Source organism: Microbacterium sp. 2216-1 (assembly GCF_046507855.1).
GTDB lineage: Bacteria > Actinomycetota > Actinomycetes > Actinomycetales > Microbacteriaceae > Microbacterium > Microbacterium esteraromaticum_C.
Map to the genome: position 1 here is coordinate 48,702 of NZ_JBKFTM010000001.1, position 18,894 is coordinate 67,595.

An 18,894-nucleotide genomic window follows, 5' to 3' on the forward strand; every position below is an offset into this window, starting at 1 on the left:
AGGCATGAAGCGGATCATCGGCGGCGTGCTCGCCATCATCGGAGCAATGGCGCTAGCGGGATGCTCGAGCGCGACGGCGACACCGGACGAGCTGCAGCAATGGATGGATGACCAGCATGCAGCATCCGATGACGCGAAGGCGCGCGTGACGGCCTTGGCTCTCGTGCCTAGTGCCGACTCCACGCTCGATGACCTCGGCGAACAGTTCCGCGTCGATTTCGAGGAGCCCGAGCAACTCACGGAGTTCGAGTTCTCCTGTTTCGGGGCCGAGACCATGGACGTGAGCGTGTATATGCACACGGAAGCCGGAATCGTCGGTACAGCGGCGGTCGACGTGCTCTGCAGTGATGGCCCGAAGACGTTGAATCCCGGCATTGGCGATGCCGCTGTGCATGCCGTGACCGCCTCGGCCTTCAGCGCCGACGGCGCCGGGGCCTGGTCGCTGACTGTCCGCTGAACACCCCGCCCATAGCGTCGCCGTGGGAGAATGAGGGTATGTCCCGCCATTCCACGCCTGAGACCGTCGAGGCCACGGTTCGTCCCGTCCCGCGCTACGGCGTGTTCATCGGCATCGGGGTCGTGCTCGGCATCATCGCCGCAGGCGTCCTGACGGCGATGGGCAGCTACGAGCCCTCGCGGACGCTCGATGTCGTCTACCCTCCGGGTCAGGTCTTCGGGTTCGCGCTGCTGTGGATGGTGCCGATCGGTATCGCTCTCGGCGGGGCCGTCGCCCTCATCCTGGATCGGGTTGCGCGTCGTCACGCCCGTGTCGTGCGGGTCGAGCACGAGCGGATCGCCGAAGTGGACGACGACGCGGCCTGACCCACCGGTCAGGCAAGCTCGCTGATCACCGGGCGCATCGCCGCGTCGAATGCGACCACGTCGCGTCGCAGCCCGTCGGTGACGGCCACGCTCAGAGCGCCGATCCACCAGATCCCGCGCTGCGTGAACGGCAGCACCTGCACGTTCAGTTCGAACGAGTGGGCGCGGCGCCCGACTTCGCGTTCGAACTCTGCGATCGCACTGGCGTAGGCGCGGTAGGCGCCGCCCGAGGAGCTCACTGAGTCGACATACCGGTTGTGGGTGCTCTGCGCGTACCGCAGGGCCGTGTCGGCGTGCGGGGCGATGGCGCGGCGCAGTTCTTCGGCTCCGGTGGTGGGCAGCGCGACGAGTGTGTCGAAACCGTCGACGAGGTCGAGCGGCACCTCGGATCGATGTGCGCGCGGTTCGACGGTCATATCCCAGTAGTCGCGCCACTGCGCCTCGAGCGCATCGTCGACGTCAGCGGCCTCGGGAGGGCGTACGGCGAGTCCGCGCAGGGCCGGTAGGTCGGACGGTTCGCGGATGCCGATCAGCTGGCGCAGTGCGAGCGCGACGAGCACCGATGTGCCGGCGTCTTCGCGAATCAGCCACTGCGGCTTGTCCACCATGGCCCCATCGTAGGGTGATCACCCCTCGCATATGGGGGTCGATCGGTCAAAGGGCTCGCAGAACGACTCGTCAGGGGTGCGGGTCAGCGGCGACGGGAGAGGATGCGGCGGCGCAGACGCTCTCTGCCGCGCGATGGCGGACGGGTGGCATCCACCAGCGCCTGCCGGGCGGCGGCGAGCGTCGGGTAGCTGCCGATGCGGCGGCTGTGACGGTCGTGCACCACGTGGGTGCTGTTGTCGACGGTGACGAAGCCGGCGAACTCGCCGCTGTTCGTCGCCACGAACACGTCGTGGTCTGCCTGGCGCCATGCCAGTTCTGCGGATGCGGGGATGGGGTTGCTTTCGATGGGCGCGCCGGAGCGCGCGGAAGTGTCGGTACTGCTCATGTCTCTTGATTCGTGTGCGGGCGGCAGCTTGCCACCGTCATGCGGCCTGGGCGAGCGGATCCGCTTCGGTGCGGTTCCGGCCTTCACGGCCCTGGCCGGGGTGTGCGCTGCGCCGGTGAGATTCGGCGAAACATTGCGCAACCGTCTACTTTAGCAGATCTCGGCGCGGCGTCGGATGCTGCCGGTGAACGCCGGGTGACTTCCGACCTGAGATGTCCCTGCGGGCCGGTAGGCTGTTGCCGTGGCAGAATCCTCCACCAATCCCTACGCCCAAGCCGGTGTCGACACCGCTGCCGGTGACCTCGCCGTCGAACTCATGAAGGCCTCGGTGCGCGCCACCCACGGGCCCGAGGTGCTCGGTGGTGTCGGCGGCTTCGCCGGCATGTTCGACGCCAGCGCCCTGCTCGGCTACCGCCGCCCGCTGCTGGCATCCAGCACCGACGGTGTCGGCACGAAGGTCGCGATCGCGCAGGCCATCGACAAGCACGACACGATCGGGCAAGACCTGGTCGGCATGGTCGTCGACGACATCGTCGTGGTGGGTGCGAAGCCGCTGTTCATGACCGACTACATCGCGTGCGGCAAGGTCGTGCCCGAGCGCATCGCCGACATCGTCCGCGGTATCGCCGAGGCCTGCTCGGCGACCGGTACCGCGTTGGTCGGGGGAGAGACGGCAGAGCACCCGGGTCTGCTCGGACCGCGCGACTACGACGTCGCGGGCGCCGCGACGGGAGTCGTCGAGGCGGATGCTGTGCTCGGGGCCGACCTGGTGCGCGACGGTGACGCCGTCATCGCGCTCGCCTCGAGCGGTCTGCACTCCAACGGGTACTCGCTGGTGCGTCACATCGTCGCGAACGCCGGCATCGGTTACGGCGACACCGCCGCCGACTTCGGCACGACCTGGGGCGAGGCCCTGCTCGAGCCGACGCGCCTGTACACGACACCGCTGCTGAAGCTCATCGAGAACCTTCCGGCGGGTAGCATCCACTCGCTGAGCCACGTGACCGGCGGCGGCATCGCGGCCAACCTCGCCCGTGTGCTCCCGCAGGGCAGCTGGGCCGACGTCGACCGGTCGACCTGGTCGCCGAGCCCGGTGTTCCGCGTGCTCGCCGACATCGCCGGCACGCCGATCGTCGACACCGAGGGCACCTGGAACCTGGGCATCGGGTTCCTCGCCGTCGTCGCGGCTGAGCACAAGGACGCCGCGATCGCGAACATCGAGGCCCAGGGCATCCCCGCCTGGCAGGTCGCGACGGTGCACACCGGCGCGCGCCCCGAGGGCGAGTACGAAGAAGGCGCCAAGGGCGTCGACGGTGGAGCGGTGCGCCTCGTGGGTGCATACGCCGAGACCGCTCACTGACAGAACGGATGAAGTAACACTCCATGTGCGGCATCGTCGGAATGGTCGGAAACGGCCCCGTCAACCAGGACATCTACGACGCCCTGCTGCTACTGCAGCATCGCGGTCAGGACGCCACCGGCATCGCGACCGTCGAGTCGAGCGGCGTCATGCACATGGCGAAGGCCTCGGGCATGGTGCGCGAGGCCTTCCGCACGCGCGATATGCGCGCGCTGCTCGGTAACGTCGGCCTCGGGCACGTGCGCTATGCCACCAAGGGCACGGCCTCCAACGAAGAAGAGATGCAGCCGTTCTACGTGAACGCGCCGTACGGCATCGTGCTCATCCACAACGGCAACCTCACGAACACGCGTGAGCTGACCGCCGACATGGCCTACCGCGACCGTCGGCACCTGAATTCGTCCAGCGACACCGAGCTGCTGCTGAACGTGCTCGCCGGCGAACTGCAGACCTCGACCTCGACCGTCGACCTCGACCCGGATCGCATCTTCGACGCCGTCGAGCGCACGCACGCGCGCATCGAGGGCGCGTACGCGGTCATCGCGATCATCGCCGGCTACGGTCTGCTCGCGTTCCGCGATCCGTTCGGCATCCGCCCGCTCATCCTCGGCCGCCGCACGAGCGCGGCACCGGGCGATGCCGATGAGTGGGTCGTCACCAGCGAGTCGCTGGTGCTCGAGAATGCCGACTACGAGATCGTGCGCGAGGTCGCCCCCGGCGAGGCCGTGTTCATCTCGAACGACGGTGAGCTGTCGACCCGCCAGTGCGCGAAGCAGACGCAGCTCACGCCGTGCGCGTTCGAGTACGTCTATCTCGCCCGTCCCGACTCGGTCATGAACGGCGTCTCGGTCTACGAGTCGCGCCTGCGGATGGGCGACAAGCTGGCCGACACGATCGCCAAGCACGTGCCGCTCGACGAGATCGACGTGGTCATGCCGATCCCCGACTCGTCGCGTCCCGCGGCGATGGAGGTGGCCCGCAAGCTCGGCAAGGAGTACCGCGAGGGCTTCTACAAGAACCGCTACGTCGGTCGCACCTTCATCATGCCCGGGCAAGCGGTGCGCAAGAAGAGCGTGCGGCAGAAGCTGAACGCGATGTCGACCGAGTTCCGCGGCAAGAACGTGCTGCTCATCGACGACTCGATCGTGCGCGGCACCACCAGCCAGCAGATCATCCAGATGGCGCGCGACGCCGGCGCCAAGTCGGTGATCTTCGCCTCGGCCGCGCCGCCGGTGCGCTACCCGCACGTGTACGGCATCAACATGCCCTCCAAGCACGAGCTGATTGCTCACGGGCGCACCATCCCCGAGATCGCCGAGGAACTCGGTGCCGATCGCATGGTCTACCAAGAGGTCGAAGACCTCAAGGCGGCGATCATCGAGGGCACCGATCTGACCGACCTCGACCTCAGCTGCTTCGACGGGCGCTACGTCACCGGAACCGTCACCGACGAGTACCTCGACTGGGTCGAGAAGTCCCAGACGTCATGACCCGGGCGAGTGCGCGCCCGCTCTGGCGGGGCCGCGCGCTCGCCATGCTGGGCATTGTGCTGTGCGCGTTCTCTCTGCGCTCGGCCGTGGCATCGCTGTCGCCGGTCATCGAACTGATCGGTGCCGACTTCACCGTGTCGCCCACGGTGCTCGGCATCATCGGCACGATTCCGCCGGTCTGTTTCGCGCTGTTCGGTCTGATCACTCCGATGCTCGAGCAGCGCTTGGGCATCGAACGGGTCGCCGTCATCGCTCTGCTGACGATCACGGCCGGTATCGTCTCGCGTGGGCTGGTGGGCGACTCGGTCGGGCTGCTCGCGGCGACGGCACTGACGTTCGCCGGCGTCGGGATGGGCAACATTCTGCTGCCCCCGTTGGTGAAGAAGTACTTCCCCGATCGCATCGGGCTGATGATGACGTTGTACACCACGGCGATGTCGTTCTCGACGTTCCTGCCGCCGATGGTGGCTGTGCCGGTGGCCGAGGCGACCGACTGGCGGTTCTCGTTGGCGATGTGGGGTGCGTTCGCTCTGGCCGGGGCCATTCCGTGGATGCTGATGCTGCTGCGCCCGGCGGATGACAGCATCCGCCACTCCGCGCCGCAGGAGGCGCCGCGCACGGCGCCGGTGACCCGGCCGTCCTCGGGCGGCGACGAGCCGGCGCTGACCGGCCCGATCGCGACGGCGCCGGCGACACGGCGCATCTTCGGGCGGCTGCGGCGGATTCCGCTGGTGTGGGCGCTGGCGTTCACCTTCGGTACGTCATCGACGATGGCGTACGTCACCTTCGCGTGGATGCCGGTGATCCTCGTCGATCTGGCGGGAGTGAGCGCGGCGACCGCCGGGTTCCTGCTGTCGCTGTTCGCCACCGTGTCGTTACCGGCATCCCTGCTGGTGCCGGTGCTCGTGGTGCGGTTCCAGGCGACGCGTCCGTTGTTCGCGTTCGGGTCGATCGGGGGTCTGATCGGTCTGATCGGACTGCTCCTGGCCCCGCTGCCGGGGCTGCTGCCGCTGTGGATGGTGCTGTTCGGCCTGGTCGGTGTGCTGTTCCCGTTGTCGCTGGTGCTCATCAGCATCCGGTCGCGCACGCCCGAGAGCGCCGTCGTGCTGTCGAGTTTCGTGCAGAGCGTCGGCTACACGTTCGCCGCGGTCTTTCCGCTGCTGATCGGCGTGCTGCACGACCTGACGCATGCGTGGACGGTGCCGCTGCTGATCGTGGCCGGTGTGCTCGTCGTGACGTTCCCGGCGGGGATGATCGCCGGCAGGCGTGTCACGGTCGAGGACGAATGGGAGCGCCGGCACGGGAAGTGGTGAGGGCGATGCGGGCAGGGTCAGACCTGGGCGCGCAGACGTCATCCGCAACAGGCTCTTTACCCAGCACAGGATGATTCGGAGCGATTCAGCCTGTTCTCGTCAACCGTCCTGTTCTCGTGCGCGGCAGGCAGGCCTCTGAATTCCACCGAGTGGCAACGACGAAACCCTGGTCGACTCAGCGGATGCTGGTCGCCAGGGTGTCTGTCGTGCGGAGAAGCGGATCAGGCTCGCTCGAGCTCGTCCTCGTCTTCGTCTTCGTACATGTCGGCCCACTTGTCGACGTACTGGTCCTCGGACGAGGGATGCCCGAGTTCACTCTCCAAGGCGGAGAAATTCACATCCGGACTGTACGACTTGAGTTCGCGAGCAATCTTTGTGTGCTTCGCCTTCTGACGGCCACGGCCCATGCGCGAGACCCCCTTTTACGAGTTCAGCAGCGGGCGGTGCATGCCCGATGATATTCACGGCACCGGCTCGAGGCCGGTAAGAGTAGCATTCAGGATAGCACGCACGCCAGACCACCAGGCCGTCCTGCGGCCTTCGAGCGGAAGGATCGACATGACGGATTCCACGCCCGCAGCATCCGACGAGGCAGCACAGAACGCCGCCCTGCAGAAGGCGGTCATCGTCGGCCTGCAACCCGGCCAACCCGGGCACGTTCTCGATGAGGCAGTGAAGTACGCGAAGCTGCTCGGTTCGCCGCTCGTTGTCGTGCACGTCGACGTCACGCGGTTCGTGACGTATGAAGACCCCGACGGCTATGTGCATTCGGCGCCTATCGACCTGAACATCGACTCGGGCATCGCCGAGTTCGAAGAGGTGCAGCAGGCCGCCGAGCAGCTGTTGAAGAAGGCCGATATCGTCTGGACCGCACGCCAGCTGGTGGGTGACCCGGCCCTGGCGATCAAGCAGCTCGCGGAGCGGCTCGATGCGCAGCTGATCGTGGTGGGTACGCGCAAGCGCGGCCTGGGGGAGTCGATCCGGGAGTTCTTCACCGGGTCGGTCGCGGCACGCCTGGCCCATCGGCAGCACCGCTCGGTGCTCGTCGTGCCGCAGGAGGAGCCGGTGCCCGACGACCAGGAAGACGTCTGGACCGAGTAGCCACGCCGCGCCCACTCGCGCCGCGCGCCGACACCCCCAGTTCACGTCGAGACCCCCACGTATGGACGTCCATACGTGGGGGTCTCGACGGTAGGTGGGGGTCTCGGTGACAGGTGCCGGGCGCGACACGGGGCCGGCCCAGCCGCGGGGGTCAGTCCTGGGGCGGAGTGGCCAGGGCGCGGGTCACCGCGCGGGCCGCGTCGTCCAGCGCCTGCTCCAGGTCTGCGACGACGGATGCCGGCAGTGCGCCACCCCGCGCCACATGGGTGCGCAGATCGGTGCGCACCTGAGCGCGGAAGGCGTTGAGGGCAGCATCCGCCCGGCCCAGCTGCTCACGGCTGGTGGTGCGCTCGTCGCTCATCGAGTCGGCGTGTGCGCGCTCCTTGGCATCCCGCTTCTCTTTCTGCGCGGCGGTGGCGAGGTCGGCGCGCAGGCTGCGCATCGCCTCTTGCACGCTGTGTCGCACCTCGCTGGCGATCAGGCGCACCGAGTCGGACAGTCCCTCTTCGATGCCCTCCAGCTCGCCCTCGCGGGCCGCGAGCTCGGCGCGGCCGGCGTCGGTGATCGCGTAGATCGTGGTGCGTCCGTCGACGGTCTTCGACACCAGGCCCTCTTCTTCGAGCTTCGCGAGTCGAGGGTAGATGGTGCCGGCGCTGGGGGTATAGGTGCCCCCGGTGCGGTCGGTGAGCGCCTGGATGATGCCGTAGCCGTGCTGCGGAGACTCGGCGAGCAGCGACAGCAGGTACAGCCGCAGGTCGCCGTGCGAGAAGACCGCGGGGGTCATGATTCCCACTCCGCGTCGTCGGCGACCGACACCTGCGGGCGGCGCAGCACCGCGATCGATCCTGAGACCGAGTTGGCGCGCACGTCGACGAAGCTGCCGGCGAGCTCGCCCTTCTGTCCGGTGTAGGTGGCGGGGCCACCGCCCGAGCGCTCGATGCCGTCGACGGTGAGCTTGCCGCTCATGCTGCGCAGCACGTAGTTGGCGGGCAGCGTCTCGTCGAGGCGGATCCGGGTGGAGCCCGAGACGGTGTTCAGGTTGATGGTGTTCATGTCGCCGATGGCCTCGACGAGCACGTCGCCCGAGACGGTGTCGACGGTTGCCTTGTGCATGGTGCCGGTGACGGCCACGTCGCCCGAGACGCTGTTGGCGTTGATTGAGCCGGTGAGGGCGCGCACCTGCACGTCGCCCGAGACGCTGTTGAGCGTCAGGTCGCCTGAGATGTTGTCGGCGATTATGTCGCCCGAGACGGTGTTCAGTCGCGCGTCGTTTCGGATGCCCGAGATCAGGGCTCCGGCACTGACCACGCCGAGCGTGAGGGCGATGCCGCGCGGAACGGCGATGCTGATCTCGGCCTTGGGGCCACCGGCGCCGAAGTTGCGGAAGACGTCGAGGAAGTTGTCCCACCCGATCTGGGGGTGGTCGATCTCGACCTGGGTGCCGTCGGATTCGATGCGCAGGTCTTTGATGGTGACCCCGTGCACCTCGATGCGGATGCCGGGTTCGTCGTGCGCCACGACGTCGACCTGGCCGCCGACGAGCCCGACCTTGAGCCGGGACGCCGAGGCGATGTCGATGACGCGTTCCTCGCCGGGGGCGATGAGCCACTTCTCGGTCATGTCGTTCTCTCCTGAGTTCGGCGATATCGAGATATATCGCGTTGAAGCGAGAATAACACGATATATCTCGATTGCGCCTGGGGGTTTGCCGAGAAGGATTGACCTTGACGCGGCGTCAACTTCTAGCGTGGTCCTCAATGACGGAAGGGATGCCATGGACTGGTCGATCCAAGAGATCGCGCGACTCGCCGGAACCACGAGCAGAACGTTGCGGCACTACGACGACATCGGACTGCTCGCGCCGTCGCGCGTCGCGCGCAACGGCTACCGCCACTACGACCGGACGGCGCTCGTGCGCCTGCAGCGCATCCTGCTGCTGCGCGAGCTCGGGCTCGGCCTGCCGCAGATCGCCGACGTGCTCGACCGCGGTGAATCCGAGGAGGGTGCGCTCGAAGCGCACCTGGCCTGGCTGCGCCAGGAACAGGAGCGGATGCTGCGGCAGATCGCTTCGGTCGAGAGCACCATTCACGCGTTGAGAGAAGGAGGGCCGATCATGGCCGAGAACATGTTCGACGGGTTCGACCACACCCGCTACAAGGAAGAGGTCGAGCAGCGCTGGGGCAAGAACGCCTACGCGGCGGGTGACCGCTGGTGGCGTGGCATGAGCGCCGATGAGCGGCGGGAGTGGCAGCAGCGCGTTGCCGACCTGGCCGGCGATTGGGTGGCCGCGGCCGAAGGTGGGGTCGATCCGGCATCCGATGCCGCGCAGGACCTCGCGCGCCGTCATGTCGCATGGCTCATGAGCGTGCCCGGCACACCGGCATCCGACAGTGAGGGTGACACGAAGGCGTACGTGCTCGGCCTCGCCGATATGTACGTCGCAGACTTGCGCTTCGCGGCCAACTACGCCACCCGCGACGGCGGCACCGCCGGTGCGGAGTTCGTGCGCGACGCCCTGCGTGTCTACGCCGCGGCGGCGCTGTAGTCCACATCGCGGGGGTGCGGGCGGCGTCCGCACCCCCGTCGTGCGCGTCTGATCGTGAGCGTTTGTGCAACGTGCGGGGCAGGGGCTAGCGTCGGATTGCTAAACGTTTCAGGTTCGATGAGGAGTCCGATGTCCATGCCCGAGTCCCGCCGCCCCAATGTTCTCGTGATCGTCTCGGACGACCACGGCTATGCCGACAGGTCCGCGCTCGGCGTCGACCCGGCGGTGCGCACGCCGTCACTTGACCGCCTGGCGGCCGAGGGTGTCACCTGCGACGAGGCCTACGTCACTGCGCCGGTGTGCTCCCCCTCGCGGGCCGGACTCATCGGCGGGGCCTATCAGCAGCGCTGGGGCGCGCACTGGTTCGACGACTCCGCCGTGCCGGGAGCCGACCACCTGACGGTCGCCGAGCGCCTGCGCGATGCCGGCTACCGCACCGGGTACTACGGCAAGGTGCACTACGGGGGCGAACGCGAGGGGGACCGCGGTACCCCGCCCCAGCATGGCTTCGAGGACTCGTTCTACGGCCTGGCCGGTCAGTCGATGGGGCGCCTGAACTACCTGCGCCATTCCGACGCCGCGGTCGCCGAGTACGGTGAGGCGACCCGTGCGATGGCCGTGCAACCGCTGTCGGCCAATGGCGAGCCGGTCGAGGTCGAGCGCTTTCTCACCGATGAGATCGCCGATCGTGCGGCGGCGTTCATCGCCGATGACGACGAGCGCCCCTTCTTCGCAACCGTCGCCTTCAACGCCGTGCACAACTTCTGCTGGCAGCTGCCGCCCGAAGAGCTCGAGGCGCGCGGGCTGCCCGCCTTCGAGGACTGGTACCCGGGCGCAGCCGAGTACCTCGACTGGTACGACGGTGCGATCAGCCCGAACCTGCCGAACGGACGCGAGTACTACCTCGCGCAGCTCGAGTTGATGGATGCCCAGATCGGCCGCCTGCTCGATCTGCTCGACGATCTCGGCATCGCCGAGGACACCATCGTCGTCTACACCACCGACAACGGCGGCTCGAACTGCAACTACGGCGTGAACACGCCGCTGAGCGGGTCGAAGTACACGCTGCTCGAAGGGGGCATCCGCGTGCCCTTCCTGATGCGCTGGTCGGGGCAGCTGCCCGCCGGTGCGCACCGGCGGGGGCTGGTGAGCTCGATGGATATCGCGGGCACCGCCGTCGCCGTCGCCGGCGCCGACGACTCGGGCCTCGATGGGCGCGATCTGCGCGCCTTCCTGCGCGGCGAGGCGGATGCTGTGCGCGACGAGCTGCACTGGGACTGCCGCTGGCAGTGGGCCGTGCGGCAGGGGGACTGGAAGCTGCGGTACGTCGACGACGCGTCCGGGCACGCCGAGGAGATCCGCAGGACCGAGCACACCGAGCCCGGTGCCGGACTCTCGTTGGTGAACCTGCGGTCGGATGCTGTCGAGCAGCGCGATGTCGCCGCTGAGCACCCCGAGATCGTCGAACGGCTCCAGGCTGCGCGTGCTGCCTGGCGTTCGCAGATGGATCTCGCCGGCGTCGGTCGCGGCTGAGGCCGCGGCCGAGTGTTGTGATCGTCGGGATGCTGTGATTACACTGCTGTTAATCGTTTAGATAAACGATTAACACGTATCCCGGCATCACAGCCCGACCCCAACAGATCCAAGGGAGGATCGCATGCGATCGACAGCATTGACCCGACGGGGAGGCACCGCACTCGCGGTGACCGCAGCCGCAGCACTCGCCCTCACCGGCTGCAGCAGCGCCGACGCCGGTAGCGCCGATCCGGACGGGAAGATCGTTCTCGAATACGGCATCTGGGACCAGAAGCAGGAGCCGGCGATGCAGGCGATCGCCGACGCGTTCACCGCCGAGAACCCCAACGTGTCGATCAAGCTCGTGACCACTCCGTACAAGGAGTACTTCACGAAGCTCCAGACCTCGGTCTCGGGCGGCGCGGCTCCCGACGTGTTCTGGATGAACGGCCCGAACTTCCAGCTGTACGCATCCAACGGTGTGATCGCACCGCTCGAGGGCGCTGACCTCGACCCCGCCGACTACCCCGAGGGGCTCGTCGACCTGTACACCTTCGACGGCGCCCTCTACGGTGCGCCGAAGGACTTCGACACCATCGGCCTCTGGTATAACAAGGAACTCTTCGACGAGGCGGGCGTCGCCTACCCCACGGCCGGTTGGACCTGGGATGACATGAAGGACGCCGCGGCCAAGCTGACCGACCCCGCCAAGGGCCAGTTCGGCATCGCCGCAGCGCAGGCGGGCCAGGAGAACTACTACAACTCGATCGCCCAGGCCGGCGGCGAGGTCATCAGCGCCGACGGCACCACCAGCGGCTACGGCACGCCCGAGGCGCTCGCCGGTATCGAGCTGTGGACCGACCTCATCGAGGCGGGATCGTCGCCGACCGCGCAGCAGATGACCGACACCTCGGCGCAGGACTTCTTCCTGTCGGGCAAGGTCGCCATGTTCCAGAACGGCTCGTGGGCGGCGCACACCTACGCCGACAACGCCGACATCGCCGACAAGGTCGACGTCGCCCCGCTGGCCGCCGGCCCCGCGGGCAACCAGAGCGTCATCCACGGTCTGGCGAACGTCGTCAACGCCAAGGGCGACCACGTCGAGGCGGCCACCGAGTTCGCCGTCTTCGCCAGCAGCGAGGCCGCGGCCGACATCATGGCCGACTCGGGCACCGTGATCCCGGCATTCGACGGCAAGCAGCAGGTCTGGGTCGACGCGCTCCCGCAGTACAACCTGCAGGCGTACATCGACGCGCTCGACACGGCCGTCGCCTACCCGGCATCGCAGAACACCGCCGCCTGGACCAGCGTCGAGGGCGAGATCCTCTCCCAGGTCTGGGCGGGCAACGTCACCCCGGCAGATGGCCTGCAGGAGCTTGCATCGAAGATGCAGGCAGCCCTCGACTCCGAGTAAGGAACACAGCATGACCGACGTCGTCGCGCGCAGCGCCGACACGTCGACCGAGCGGATGCCGGAGGCGAAGACCTCCGGCATCCGCCGCCGTCGGCGCAATCCCGGTGCCTCACCCTGGTGGGCACTGGTCTTCATCGGCCCCACCGCACTGGGCCTGCTGGTGTTCTACCTGTGGCCCACCGTGCGCACCATGTTCATGTCGTTCACCGAGTCCGGACCCTTCGGTGGCTCGGAATGGGTGGGGCTGGCCAACTACGAGCGGCTGTTCCAGGACCCCGAACTGATCGGGGCGCTGCGCAACACCGCCATCTACACGGGCATCGCGCTCATCGGCATCCCCGTCGCCGTGGCGATCGCCGCGCTGCTGAACACCGCGGGCCTCAAGGGTCGCAGCGTCTATCGCACCCTGTACTTCATCCCCGTCGTCACGATGCCCGCCGCGATCGCGCTGGTCTGGCGCATGATCTACAACGGCGACTTCGGTGTGCTCAACACGATGCTCGGCTGGTTCGGCGTCGAGGGGCGCAGTTGGCTGACCGACCCGAGTACGGCGCTGGTCGCCATCGCGGTCGTCGGCATCTGGGCGGGCCTCGGGACGAACGTCGTGATCTTCCTCGCTGGGCTTCAGGGCATCCCGGACACGATCATGGAGGCCGCCGACCTCGACGGCGCCGGCCCCGTGCGCAAGTTCTTCTCGATCACCATCCCGCTGCTGTCGCCGAGCATCTTCTTCGTCTCGGTGATCAGCGTGATCGGCGCGCTGCAGGTCTTCGACCTGATCTACATGATGCTCGGGGTGAACAACCCGGCCATGCCGAACACCCGCACGATCGTCTACCTGTTCTACGAAGCCGGCTTCATCGACAACGAGCGCGGCTACGCGGCCGCGATCGCGTTCCTGTTGCTGCTGATCATCCTCGTCCTGACGGTCGTCCAGTTCCGTCTGCAGAAGAAGTGGGTGCACTATGAGTGAGATCTCGCTGGACACACGCGCCGTGGTCGACGCCTCCGGGGTCTCGCAGCAGGCGGGGCGCTCGCCGAAGAACCGCGGCGTCTGGATCGTGCACATCGTGTTGATCCTCGGCGCCGTGGTGATGGTGTTCCCGTTCATCTGGCAGACCCTGACCGCCTTCAAGACGTTCCAGGACTCGGTGCAGGTGCCGCCGGTGGTCATCCCCGACCCGTGGGTGTTCACCAACTTCGGCGAGGTCTTCGACTCGATGCCCTTCGCGCAGATGTTCACCAACTCGGTGCTGCTGACCATCGGCCGCACGGTCGGCCAGGTCGTGCTGTGCACCATGGCCGGCTACGCGTTCGCGCGCATCCCGTTCCCCGGGCGCAACGTCGTGTTCGTGCTGTTCCTGTCGGTGCTGATGGTGCCCTCGCAGCTGTACCTGCTGCCGCAGTACGAGATCATTCAGTCGCTCGGCTGGCTGAACACCCTGCAGGCGCTGATCGTGCCCGGCATCTTCAGCGCGTTCGGCACGTTCCTGATGCGGCAGTTCTTCATGTCGCTGCCGGCGGAACTCGAAGAGGCGGCGCGGATCGACGGCGCAAACCCGTGGCAGACCTTCTGGCGCATCATGGTGCCGTTGGCCAAGCCCGGCATCGTCGCCTTGACGGTGTTCACCGTGCTGTGGTCGTGGAACGACCTGCTCTGGCCGCTGGTTGTCACCACCGATCCCGAGAAGATGCCCCTGTCGGTCGGTCTGGCGCAGCTCGTCGGACTGCACGGCACTGACTACCCTGTTCTGATGGCGGGAGCGCTGCTCGCGACCCTGCCGATGCTCGTGACCTTCATGATCCTGCAGAAGCAGTTCATTCAGGGCATCGCCTTCTCAGGATCGAAGGGGTAAACATGGCGGATTCTCTCAGCGCTGATGGAGTCTCGACGACACGTCGACGGCCGACTCTGCGGATGGTGGCCGAACGGGCCGGGGTGTCGACGGCGACCGTGTCGTACGTCTTCTCGGGCCGTGACGGGGTGTCCGGGGCCGGTGTGGCCCCGGACACCATCCGGCGCGTGCGAGAAGCCGCCGAACAGCTCAACTACCGGCCGAACCGCTCGGCGCGTGCCATGCGCACCGGGCGCACCGAGACGGTGCAGCTGGCCCTGCACATGCTGAGCGATCCGTGGGCGCTCGCGGTCGCCGACGCGGTCAACGCCGAGGCGAAGCAGCACGACCTGACGACGCTGATCCTCGCGGACGGCGACTGGCACGCGGCACTCGATCGCATCGAGTGCGATGTGGCCTATCTCGATCAGGCTCCCGACACTGAGCCCGGTCGCCGTCACCTGGCAGACCTGGTCGAGCGCGGTCAGCGCCTGGTGGTGTTCTCGGAGACGCTCGAGCCCAACGGGTTCGATGTGATCCGCTCCGAGGCGCTGCCGGGCTGCGAACTGGCGATGGATCACCTGCTTGAGCGGCATGTCGAGATCGGCTGCCTGGCCGCCGAGAGCATGCTGGCCACCGATGACCGCTCCCGGTACAGCGTGTACCAGGAGAAGATGGCCGCTCACGGGTTGACGGTCGACCCGTCGTGGGTGCAGAGCTACACCACGACGCACGCGAGTGCGTTCGAGGCCGCGGTGGCGCTGCTGTCGTCGCCGCGGCGCCCGACCGCGGTGTACGCGACGACCGACTTCGCGGCCATCGCGGTGATCAACGCCGCCCACATGCTGGGCCTGCGCGTGCCGCACGACCTCGCGGTGACGGGTGTGGGCAACACGCCCCATGCGGCATCCGTCGCTCCCACGCTCACCACTGTCGGACCCACCGACTTCTACGCACGTCAGGCGAAGGTGATCGTCGATCGGGCCCTGGCCGACGACACCGACCCGACGCGCCTGCATGAATTCCCGTGGTCGCTGTTCCCCGGCGGCTCCACCGACCTCGACGCCCCGGGCGCGACGCGGCTGTGACGAAGAAATCAGAAGGAGAACTCTTGGACCTCAAGATCGGCATCATCGGATTCGGTGCCCGCGCATCGCTGCGCAGAGAAGTGCATCGTCCCGAAGAGGGATCGCGCGTGACCGCGGTCTGCGATCCCGCCGAACGCGCCCGTGAAGACGCACGTCGTGAACTGCCCGACGCGCTGATCACCGACTCACTGGACGAGCTGCTGGCATCCGGCGTCGACGCCGTCATGGTGCTCACGCCCGACCACACGCACGCCGAGATCAGCATCCGCGCCCTCGAGGCGGGCGTGCCGGTGTTCTGCGAGAAGCCGCTGGCGATCGACCTCGCCGACGCCGACGCGATGCTCGAGACCGCCCGCCGCACCGGCACCCGCCTGTACATCGGGCACAACATGCGCCACATGCCCGTTGTGACGCTCATGCGCCGACTGATCCAAGAGGGACGCATCGGTGAGGTGAAGGCCGTGTGGTGCCGTCACTTCGTCGGCCATGGCGGCGACTACTACTTCAAGGACTGGCACGCCGACCGCACCCGCACGACGGGGCTGCTGCTGCAGAAGGGCGCGCACGACATCGACGTGATTCACTGGCTCGCCGGTGCGTACACCGAGCAGGTCGCCGCGATGGGTGAGCTGAGTGTGTACGGCGGCATCGACGACCGCCGTGACCGCACGGGCGAGCGGATGCCAGACTGGTTCAGCCTCGACAACTGGCCGCCGACCTCGCTCGACGGGCTGCACCCCACGGTCGACGTCGAGGACATCTCGATGGTCAACATGCGCCTCGCGGGTGGTGTGATGGCCTCGTACCAGCAGTGCCACTTCACCCCTGACTACTGGCGCAACTACACCGTGATCGGCACCGAGGGGCGCATCGAGAACATCGGCGACTCGTCGGGTGGCGAGGTGCGGCTGTGGAACCGTCGTCACCGCGGCTACGCCGAAGCCGACGAGACGTTCCCGATCGAGTCGGCCCCGGATGCCGGACACGACGGCGCTGACGGTCTGCTCGTGGCCGAGTTCCTGCGCTTCGTGCGTGACGGTGGTCTCACTGAGACGTCGCCGGTCGCCGCGCGCGAATCGGTCGCCGCGGGCATCCTCGCGACGCAGTCGCTGCGTGCCGACGGCTCCGCGATCGATGTGCCGGCGCTCGACGAGGATCTCGTCGCCTACTTCGCCCGCGGCCAGGTCGAGGCCTGAGCCGCGAACGGCCCCGCCCCGTGCAGACGGAGGCGGGGCCGTTCTGCATTCCTCGGCGGGAACGGTGCGGTCTGAGGCGGAGACAGTGCGGTGGGCGACGGCGTCAGTGCGCCGGGGCAGCCACCGAGTCGCGGTGCACCAGGTAGGTGCCCAGCGTCACGACCTCGTCGGGGTCGCGCGAGAAGGCGTCGCGGTCGGCGAGAGCCGCGCGCAGCGCTTCGCGGCCGAGCTGTTCGAGCGGCACGTGCACGGTGGTCAGCTTCGGCGTGAGATCGGTGGCCAGGGGAGTGTCATCGTATGCGGCGACGGACATGTCGTCGGGAATCCGCAGGCCGGCCTCGGCGAGGGCTTCGTAGACGCCCGCGGCGATGGTCTCGTTTACCGCGAGGATCGCCGTGGCGCCGGTGCTCTCGCCCAGCAGGGCCGCCGTGGAAGTGCGGCCGGAGTGCCGACCGAATCCGTCCATGCGGATCAGCGTCTCGTCGATCTCGATGCCCCGCGCCGTCAGTGCGCGCAGATAGCCGTCGAGGCGGCTGCGCATGGCGGGAAGCGTGCGCCGTCCGCCCACCAGGGCGATCCGGCGGTGCCCGACCCCGATCAGGTGCTCGGTGATCGCGAACGCGCCACCCTCGTTGTCGTAGGCGACGGTGCGACTGGGGCTCGGCTGGGGCAGTGGCGGATGCGCGCAGAGCACGAGACGGCTGCCCATGCCCTCCAGCGACTCGGCGCGCTGCGCCAGCAGGCGGTGGTACGAGGGCTCGTCGCGGGCGCCGCTGACGACGATGACGGCGTCGACGCGCTGCTCGCGCATGCGGTCGATCAGCGCCATCTCGCGCTCCGGCTCGCCGCTGGTGGTCGCGACGATCAGCAGGCGCCCGGCCTCTGCGGCTGCCTGCTCGAGACCATGGATCAGGTAGCCGAAGAACGGGTCGACGATCTCGGGCACGACGACGCCGATGATCTCGGTGCCGGCCCTGGTGAGCGCCCGGGCATTGGCGTTGGCCGCGTAGCCAAGTTTCGCGACGGCCCGCATCACCCGGTCGCGGGTGGCGGCGGCAACGGGGTAGTTGCCGTTGAGAACGCGCGAGACCGTCGCCGTCGACACCGACGCCAGTTCGGCCACGTCGCTGATCGTGGCTGCGCGTCGGTGCGCGGTGCGCTGTGCGGGGTCAGCTGGTGATGACACGTTCCCTCGAGACGAAGCGGCTACGCCATGATCGCGAAGTCTGCGGGGCGCACTTCGTGGTCGAATCTATCATCGGCGGCGAAGCGGGCCACCTCTGCCACGGCGAGCTCGCCCAGCCGCGAGACCTCGTTGCCGAGCGCGCCGGCGATGTGCGGCGTGATGGTGACGTTCGGCAGCGTGTACAGCGGCGAGTCCGCCGGCAGCGGTTCGGGGGCGACGACATCGAGGTAGGCGTCGATGCGCCCGGCGACCGCCTCGCGGGTCAGGGCGGCGGTGTCGATCAGCCCGCCGCGGGCGGTGTTGATCAGTACGGCACCGTCGCGCATCAGCGCCAGTTCCCGTGCGCCGATCATCCCTGCGGTGGTGTCGGTCAGAGGGGCGTGGATGCTGATGACAGCGCTGCGCCGGCAGAGCTCGTCGAGGCTGACCAGCTCTGCGCCGAGTGCCTGTGCCTCTTCGGTCGAGATGTAGGGATCGCTGAGCAGTACGTGGGCGTCGATGCTGCGCAGCATCCGCAGCATCTCCCTGCCGACGCGGGACGCGCCGACCACGCCGACGGTCACTCCGTAGGCGCCGATCGGTGGCATCCGCCGGGTGTCTCGCGTGCCCTTGGTGGCGTGCAGTTGGGCGACGAAGCGGTTGGTGCGCTTGAGTCCGAGGATCGTGCAGGCGAATGCGAACTCGGCGACGGGTACGGCGTTGGCGCTGGCGCAGCTGCTGACGCGGATGCCGCGTTCGAGCACGAGCGGGTCGAGGAACAGGCGCACAGTGCCCGCGGCGTGGACGATCGCGCGCAGCGCGGGGGCGTCGTCGAGGGTCGTCAGGTCGATCGACGGTGCCCCCCAGCCGGTGATCAACAGATCGGTCTGCGCGAGAGCCGCTCTCGCGCGGTCGGAGCGCAGGTCGCCGAGCGGCGCGGGGTCGACGACGGTTGCGATGCGAGCGAGGCGCTCGAGCGTGTCGGGCAGGAAAGCCGCGGCGTGCGCTGCCGGGTCCATCGCGAAAGCGACGCGGGGCGGCGGGTTCATGTACATC

Annotated in this window: 20 protein-coding genes; 13 read left to right on the forward strand and 7 right to left on the reverse strand. The window is 68.1% G+C overall.

Annotated features, from left to right (window positions below):
• Positions 1-4 precede the first annotated feature (4 nt).
• Both ACLD0U_RS00230 and ACLD0U_RS00235 read left to right on the forward strand, forming a co-directional pair.
• The gene (locus tag ACLD0U_RS00230; protein WP_179409274.1) at positions 5-457 is read left to right on the forward strand and encodes a hypothetical protein; all 453 of its coding nucleotides are present in this window, start codon (positions 5-7) and stop codon (positions 455-457) included.
• Positions 458-495: 38 nt separating this feature from the next.
• Entirely contained in the window at positions 496-822 is a 327-nt protein-coding gene (locus ACLD0U_RS00235; RefSeq protein WP_206550654.1) for a potassium transporter Trk, read from the forward strand.
• A gap of 8 nt (positions 823-830) precedes the next feature.
• Here ACLD0U_RS00235 and ACLD0U_RS00240 read toward each other — a convergent pair whose 3' ends face one another.
• Complete coding sequence (locus ACLD0U_RS00240; protein ID WP_179409272.1) at positions 831-1,430, reverse strand: zinc-binding alcohol dehydrogenase; 600 nt, start codon at positions 1,428-1,430, stop codon at positions 831-833.
• 83 nt (positions 1,431-1,513) lie between these two features.
• A complete protein-coding gene (locus tag ACLD0U_RS00245; protein WP_179409271.1) occupies positions 1,514-1,816 on the reverse strand; it encodes a hypothetical protein in 303 nt (100 codons plus the stop codon).
• Positions 1,817-2,057: 241 nt separating this feature from the next.
• Between ACLD0U_RS00245 and purM the strand changes: the two genes are divergently transcribed.
• The 3 genes from purM to ACLD0U_RS00260 are packed head-to-tail and all read left to right on the forward strand — an operon-like array spanning position 2,058 to position 5,979.
• Positions 2,058-3,176 (forward strand): phosphoribosylformylglycinamidine cyclo-ligase, encoded by a 1,119-nt coding sequence (gene purM / locus ACLD0U_RS00250; RefSeq protein ID WP_274368195.1) that lies wholly within the window; start codon positions 2,058-2,060, stop codon positions 3,174-3,176.
• Between the two features lie 23 nt (positions 3,177-3,199).
• The gene (purF, locus tag ACLD0U_RS00255) at positions 3,200-4,666 is read left to right on the forward strand and encodes an amidophosphoribosyltransferase (RefSeq protein WP_179409269.1); all 1,467 of its coding nucleotides are present in this window, start codon (positions 3,200-3,202) and stop codon (positions 4,664-4,666) included.
• On the forward strand, positions 4,663-5,979 hold the full coding sequence (locus tag ACLD0U_RS00260) for a CynX/NimT family MFS transporter (protein ID WP_410339484.1): 1,317 nt from the start codon (positions 4,663-4,665) through the stop codon (positions 5,977-5,979). Before purF ends, ACLD0U_RS00260 begins: the two co-directional genes overlap by 4 nt.
• Positions 5,980-6,200: 221 nt before the next feature.
• Here the strand turns inward: ACLD0U_RS00260 and ACLD0U_RS00265 are convergent, their stop codons facing one another.
• Positions 6,201-6,386 carry a DUF3073 domain-containing protein gene (locus ACLD0U_RS00265; RefSeq protein WP_179411688.1) on the reverse strand — a complete coding sequence of 62 codons (186 nt, stop codon included), beginning with the start codon at positions 6,384-6,386 and terminating at the stop codon, positions 6,201-6,203.
• Between the two features lie 151 nt (positions 6,387-6,537).
• Between ACLD0U_RS00265 and ACLD0U_RS00270 the strand changes: the two genes are divergently transcribed.
• Entirely contained in the window at positions 6,538-7,080 is a 543-nt protein-coding gene (locus ACLD0U_RS00270; protein WP_206550650.1) for a universal stress protein, read from the forward strand.
• A 151-nt stretch (positions 7,081-7,231) separates the two neighbouring features.
• Here ACLD0U_RS00270 and ACLD0U_RS00275 read toward each other — a convergent pair whose 3' ends face one another.
• The gene (locus ACLD0U_RS00275) at positions 7,232-7,864 is read right to left on the reverse strand and encodes a PadR family transcriptional regulator (protein ID WP_410339485.1); all 633 of its coding nucleotides are present in this window, start codon (positions 7,862-7,864) and stop codon (positions 7,232-7,234) included.
• The gene (locus ACLD0U_RS00280; RefSeq protein WP_410339486.1) at positions 7,861-8,700 is read right to left on the reverse strand and encodes a DUF4097 family beta strand repeat-containing protein; all 840 of its coding nucleotides are present in this window, start codon (positions 8,698-8,700) and stop codon (positions 7,861-7,863) included. Before ACLD0U_RS00280 ends, ACLD0U_RS00275 begins: the two co-directional genes overlap by 4 nt.
• Positions 8,701-8,854: 154 nt before the next feature.
• On the opposite strand from ACLD0U_RS00280, the gene ACLD0U_RS00285 reads away from it, so the two are divergent.
• The 7 genes from ACLD0U_RS00285 to ACLD0U_RS00315 all read left to right on the forward strand — a co-directional run bounded on the left by ACLD0U_RS00285 (position 8,855) and on the right by ACLD0U_RS00315 (position 16,673).
• On the forward strand, positions 8,855-9,625 hold the full coding sequence (locus ACLD0U_RS00285; RefSeq protein WP_410340253.1) for a MerR family transcriptional regulator: 771 nt from the start codon (positions 8,855-8,857) through the stop codon (positions 9,623-9,625).
• 135 nt (positions 9,626-9,760) lie between these two features.
• The gene (locus tag ACLD0U_RS00290; RefSeq protein WP_242519389.1) at positions 9,761-11,158 is read left to right on the forward strand and encodes a sulfatase; all 1,398 of its coding nucleotides are present in this window, start codon (positions 9,761-9,763) and stop codon (positions 11,156-11,158) included.
• Between the two features lie 124 nt (positions 11,159-11,282).
• Positions 11,283-12,554, forward strand: a complete 1,272-nt coding sequence (locus ACLD0U_RS00295; protein ID WP_410339487.1) for an ABC transporter substrate-binding protein — start codon at positions 11,283-11,285, stop codon at positions 12,552-12,554.
• 10 nt (positions 12,555-12,564) lie between these two features.
• Positions 12,565-13,527, forward strand: a complete 963-nt coding sequence (locus tag ACLD0U_RS00300) for a carbohydrate ABC transporter permease (RefSeq protein WP_179409262.1) — start codon at positions 12,565-12,567, stop codon at positions 13,525-13,527.
• A complete protein-coding gene (locus ACLD0U_RS00305) occupies positions 13,520-14,410 on the forward strand; it encodes a carbohydrate ABC transporter permease (protein ID WP_179409261.1) in 891 nt (296 codons plus the stop codon). The genes ACLD0U_RS00300 and ACLD0U_RS00305 overlap by 8 nt, the downstream gene beginning before the upstream one ends.
• Before the next feature lie 2 nt (positions 14,411-14,412).
• Positions 14,413-15,477, forward strand: coding sequence for a LacI family DNA-binding transcriptional regulator (locus ACLD0U_RS00310; RefSeq protein ID WP_179409260.1), 1,065 nt, complete (start codon positions 14,413-14,415; stop codon positions 15,475-15,477).
• Between the two features lie 23 nt (positions 15,478-15,500).
• On the forward strand, positions 15,501-16,673 hold the full coding sequence (locus tag ACLD0U_RS00315; RefSeq protein ID WP_410339488.1) for a Gfo/Idh/MocA family protein: 1,173 nt from the start codon (positions 15,501-15,503) through the stop codon (positions 16,671-16,673).
• Between the two features lie 103 nt (positions 16,674-16,776).
• Here the strand turns inward: ACLD0U_RS00315 and ACLD0U_RS00320 are convergent, their stop codons facing one another.
• Complete coding sequence (locus tag ACLD0U_RS00320) at positions 16,777-17,859, reverse strand: substrate-binding domain-containing protein (protein ID WP_206822751.1); 1,083 nt, start codon at positions 17,857-17,859, stop codon at positions 16,777-16,779.
• A gap of 20 nt (positions 17,860-17,879) precedes the next feature.
• The gene (locus ACLD0U_RS00325; RefSeq protein WP_410339489.1) at positions 17,880-18,887 is read right to left on the reverse strand and encodes a hydroxyacid dehydrogenase; all 1,008 of its coding nucleotides are present in this window, start codon (positions 18,885-18,887) and stop codon (positions 17,880-17,882) included.
• Between the last annotated feature and the right edge of the window lie 7 nt (positions 18,888-18,894).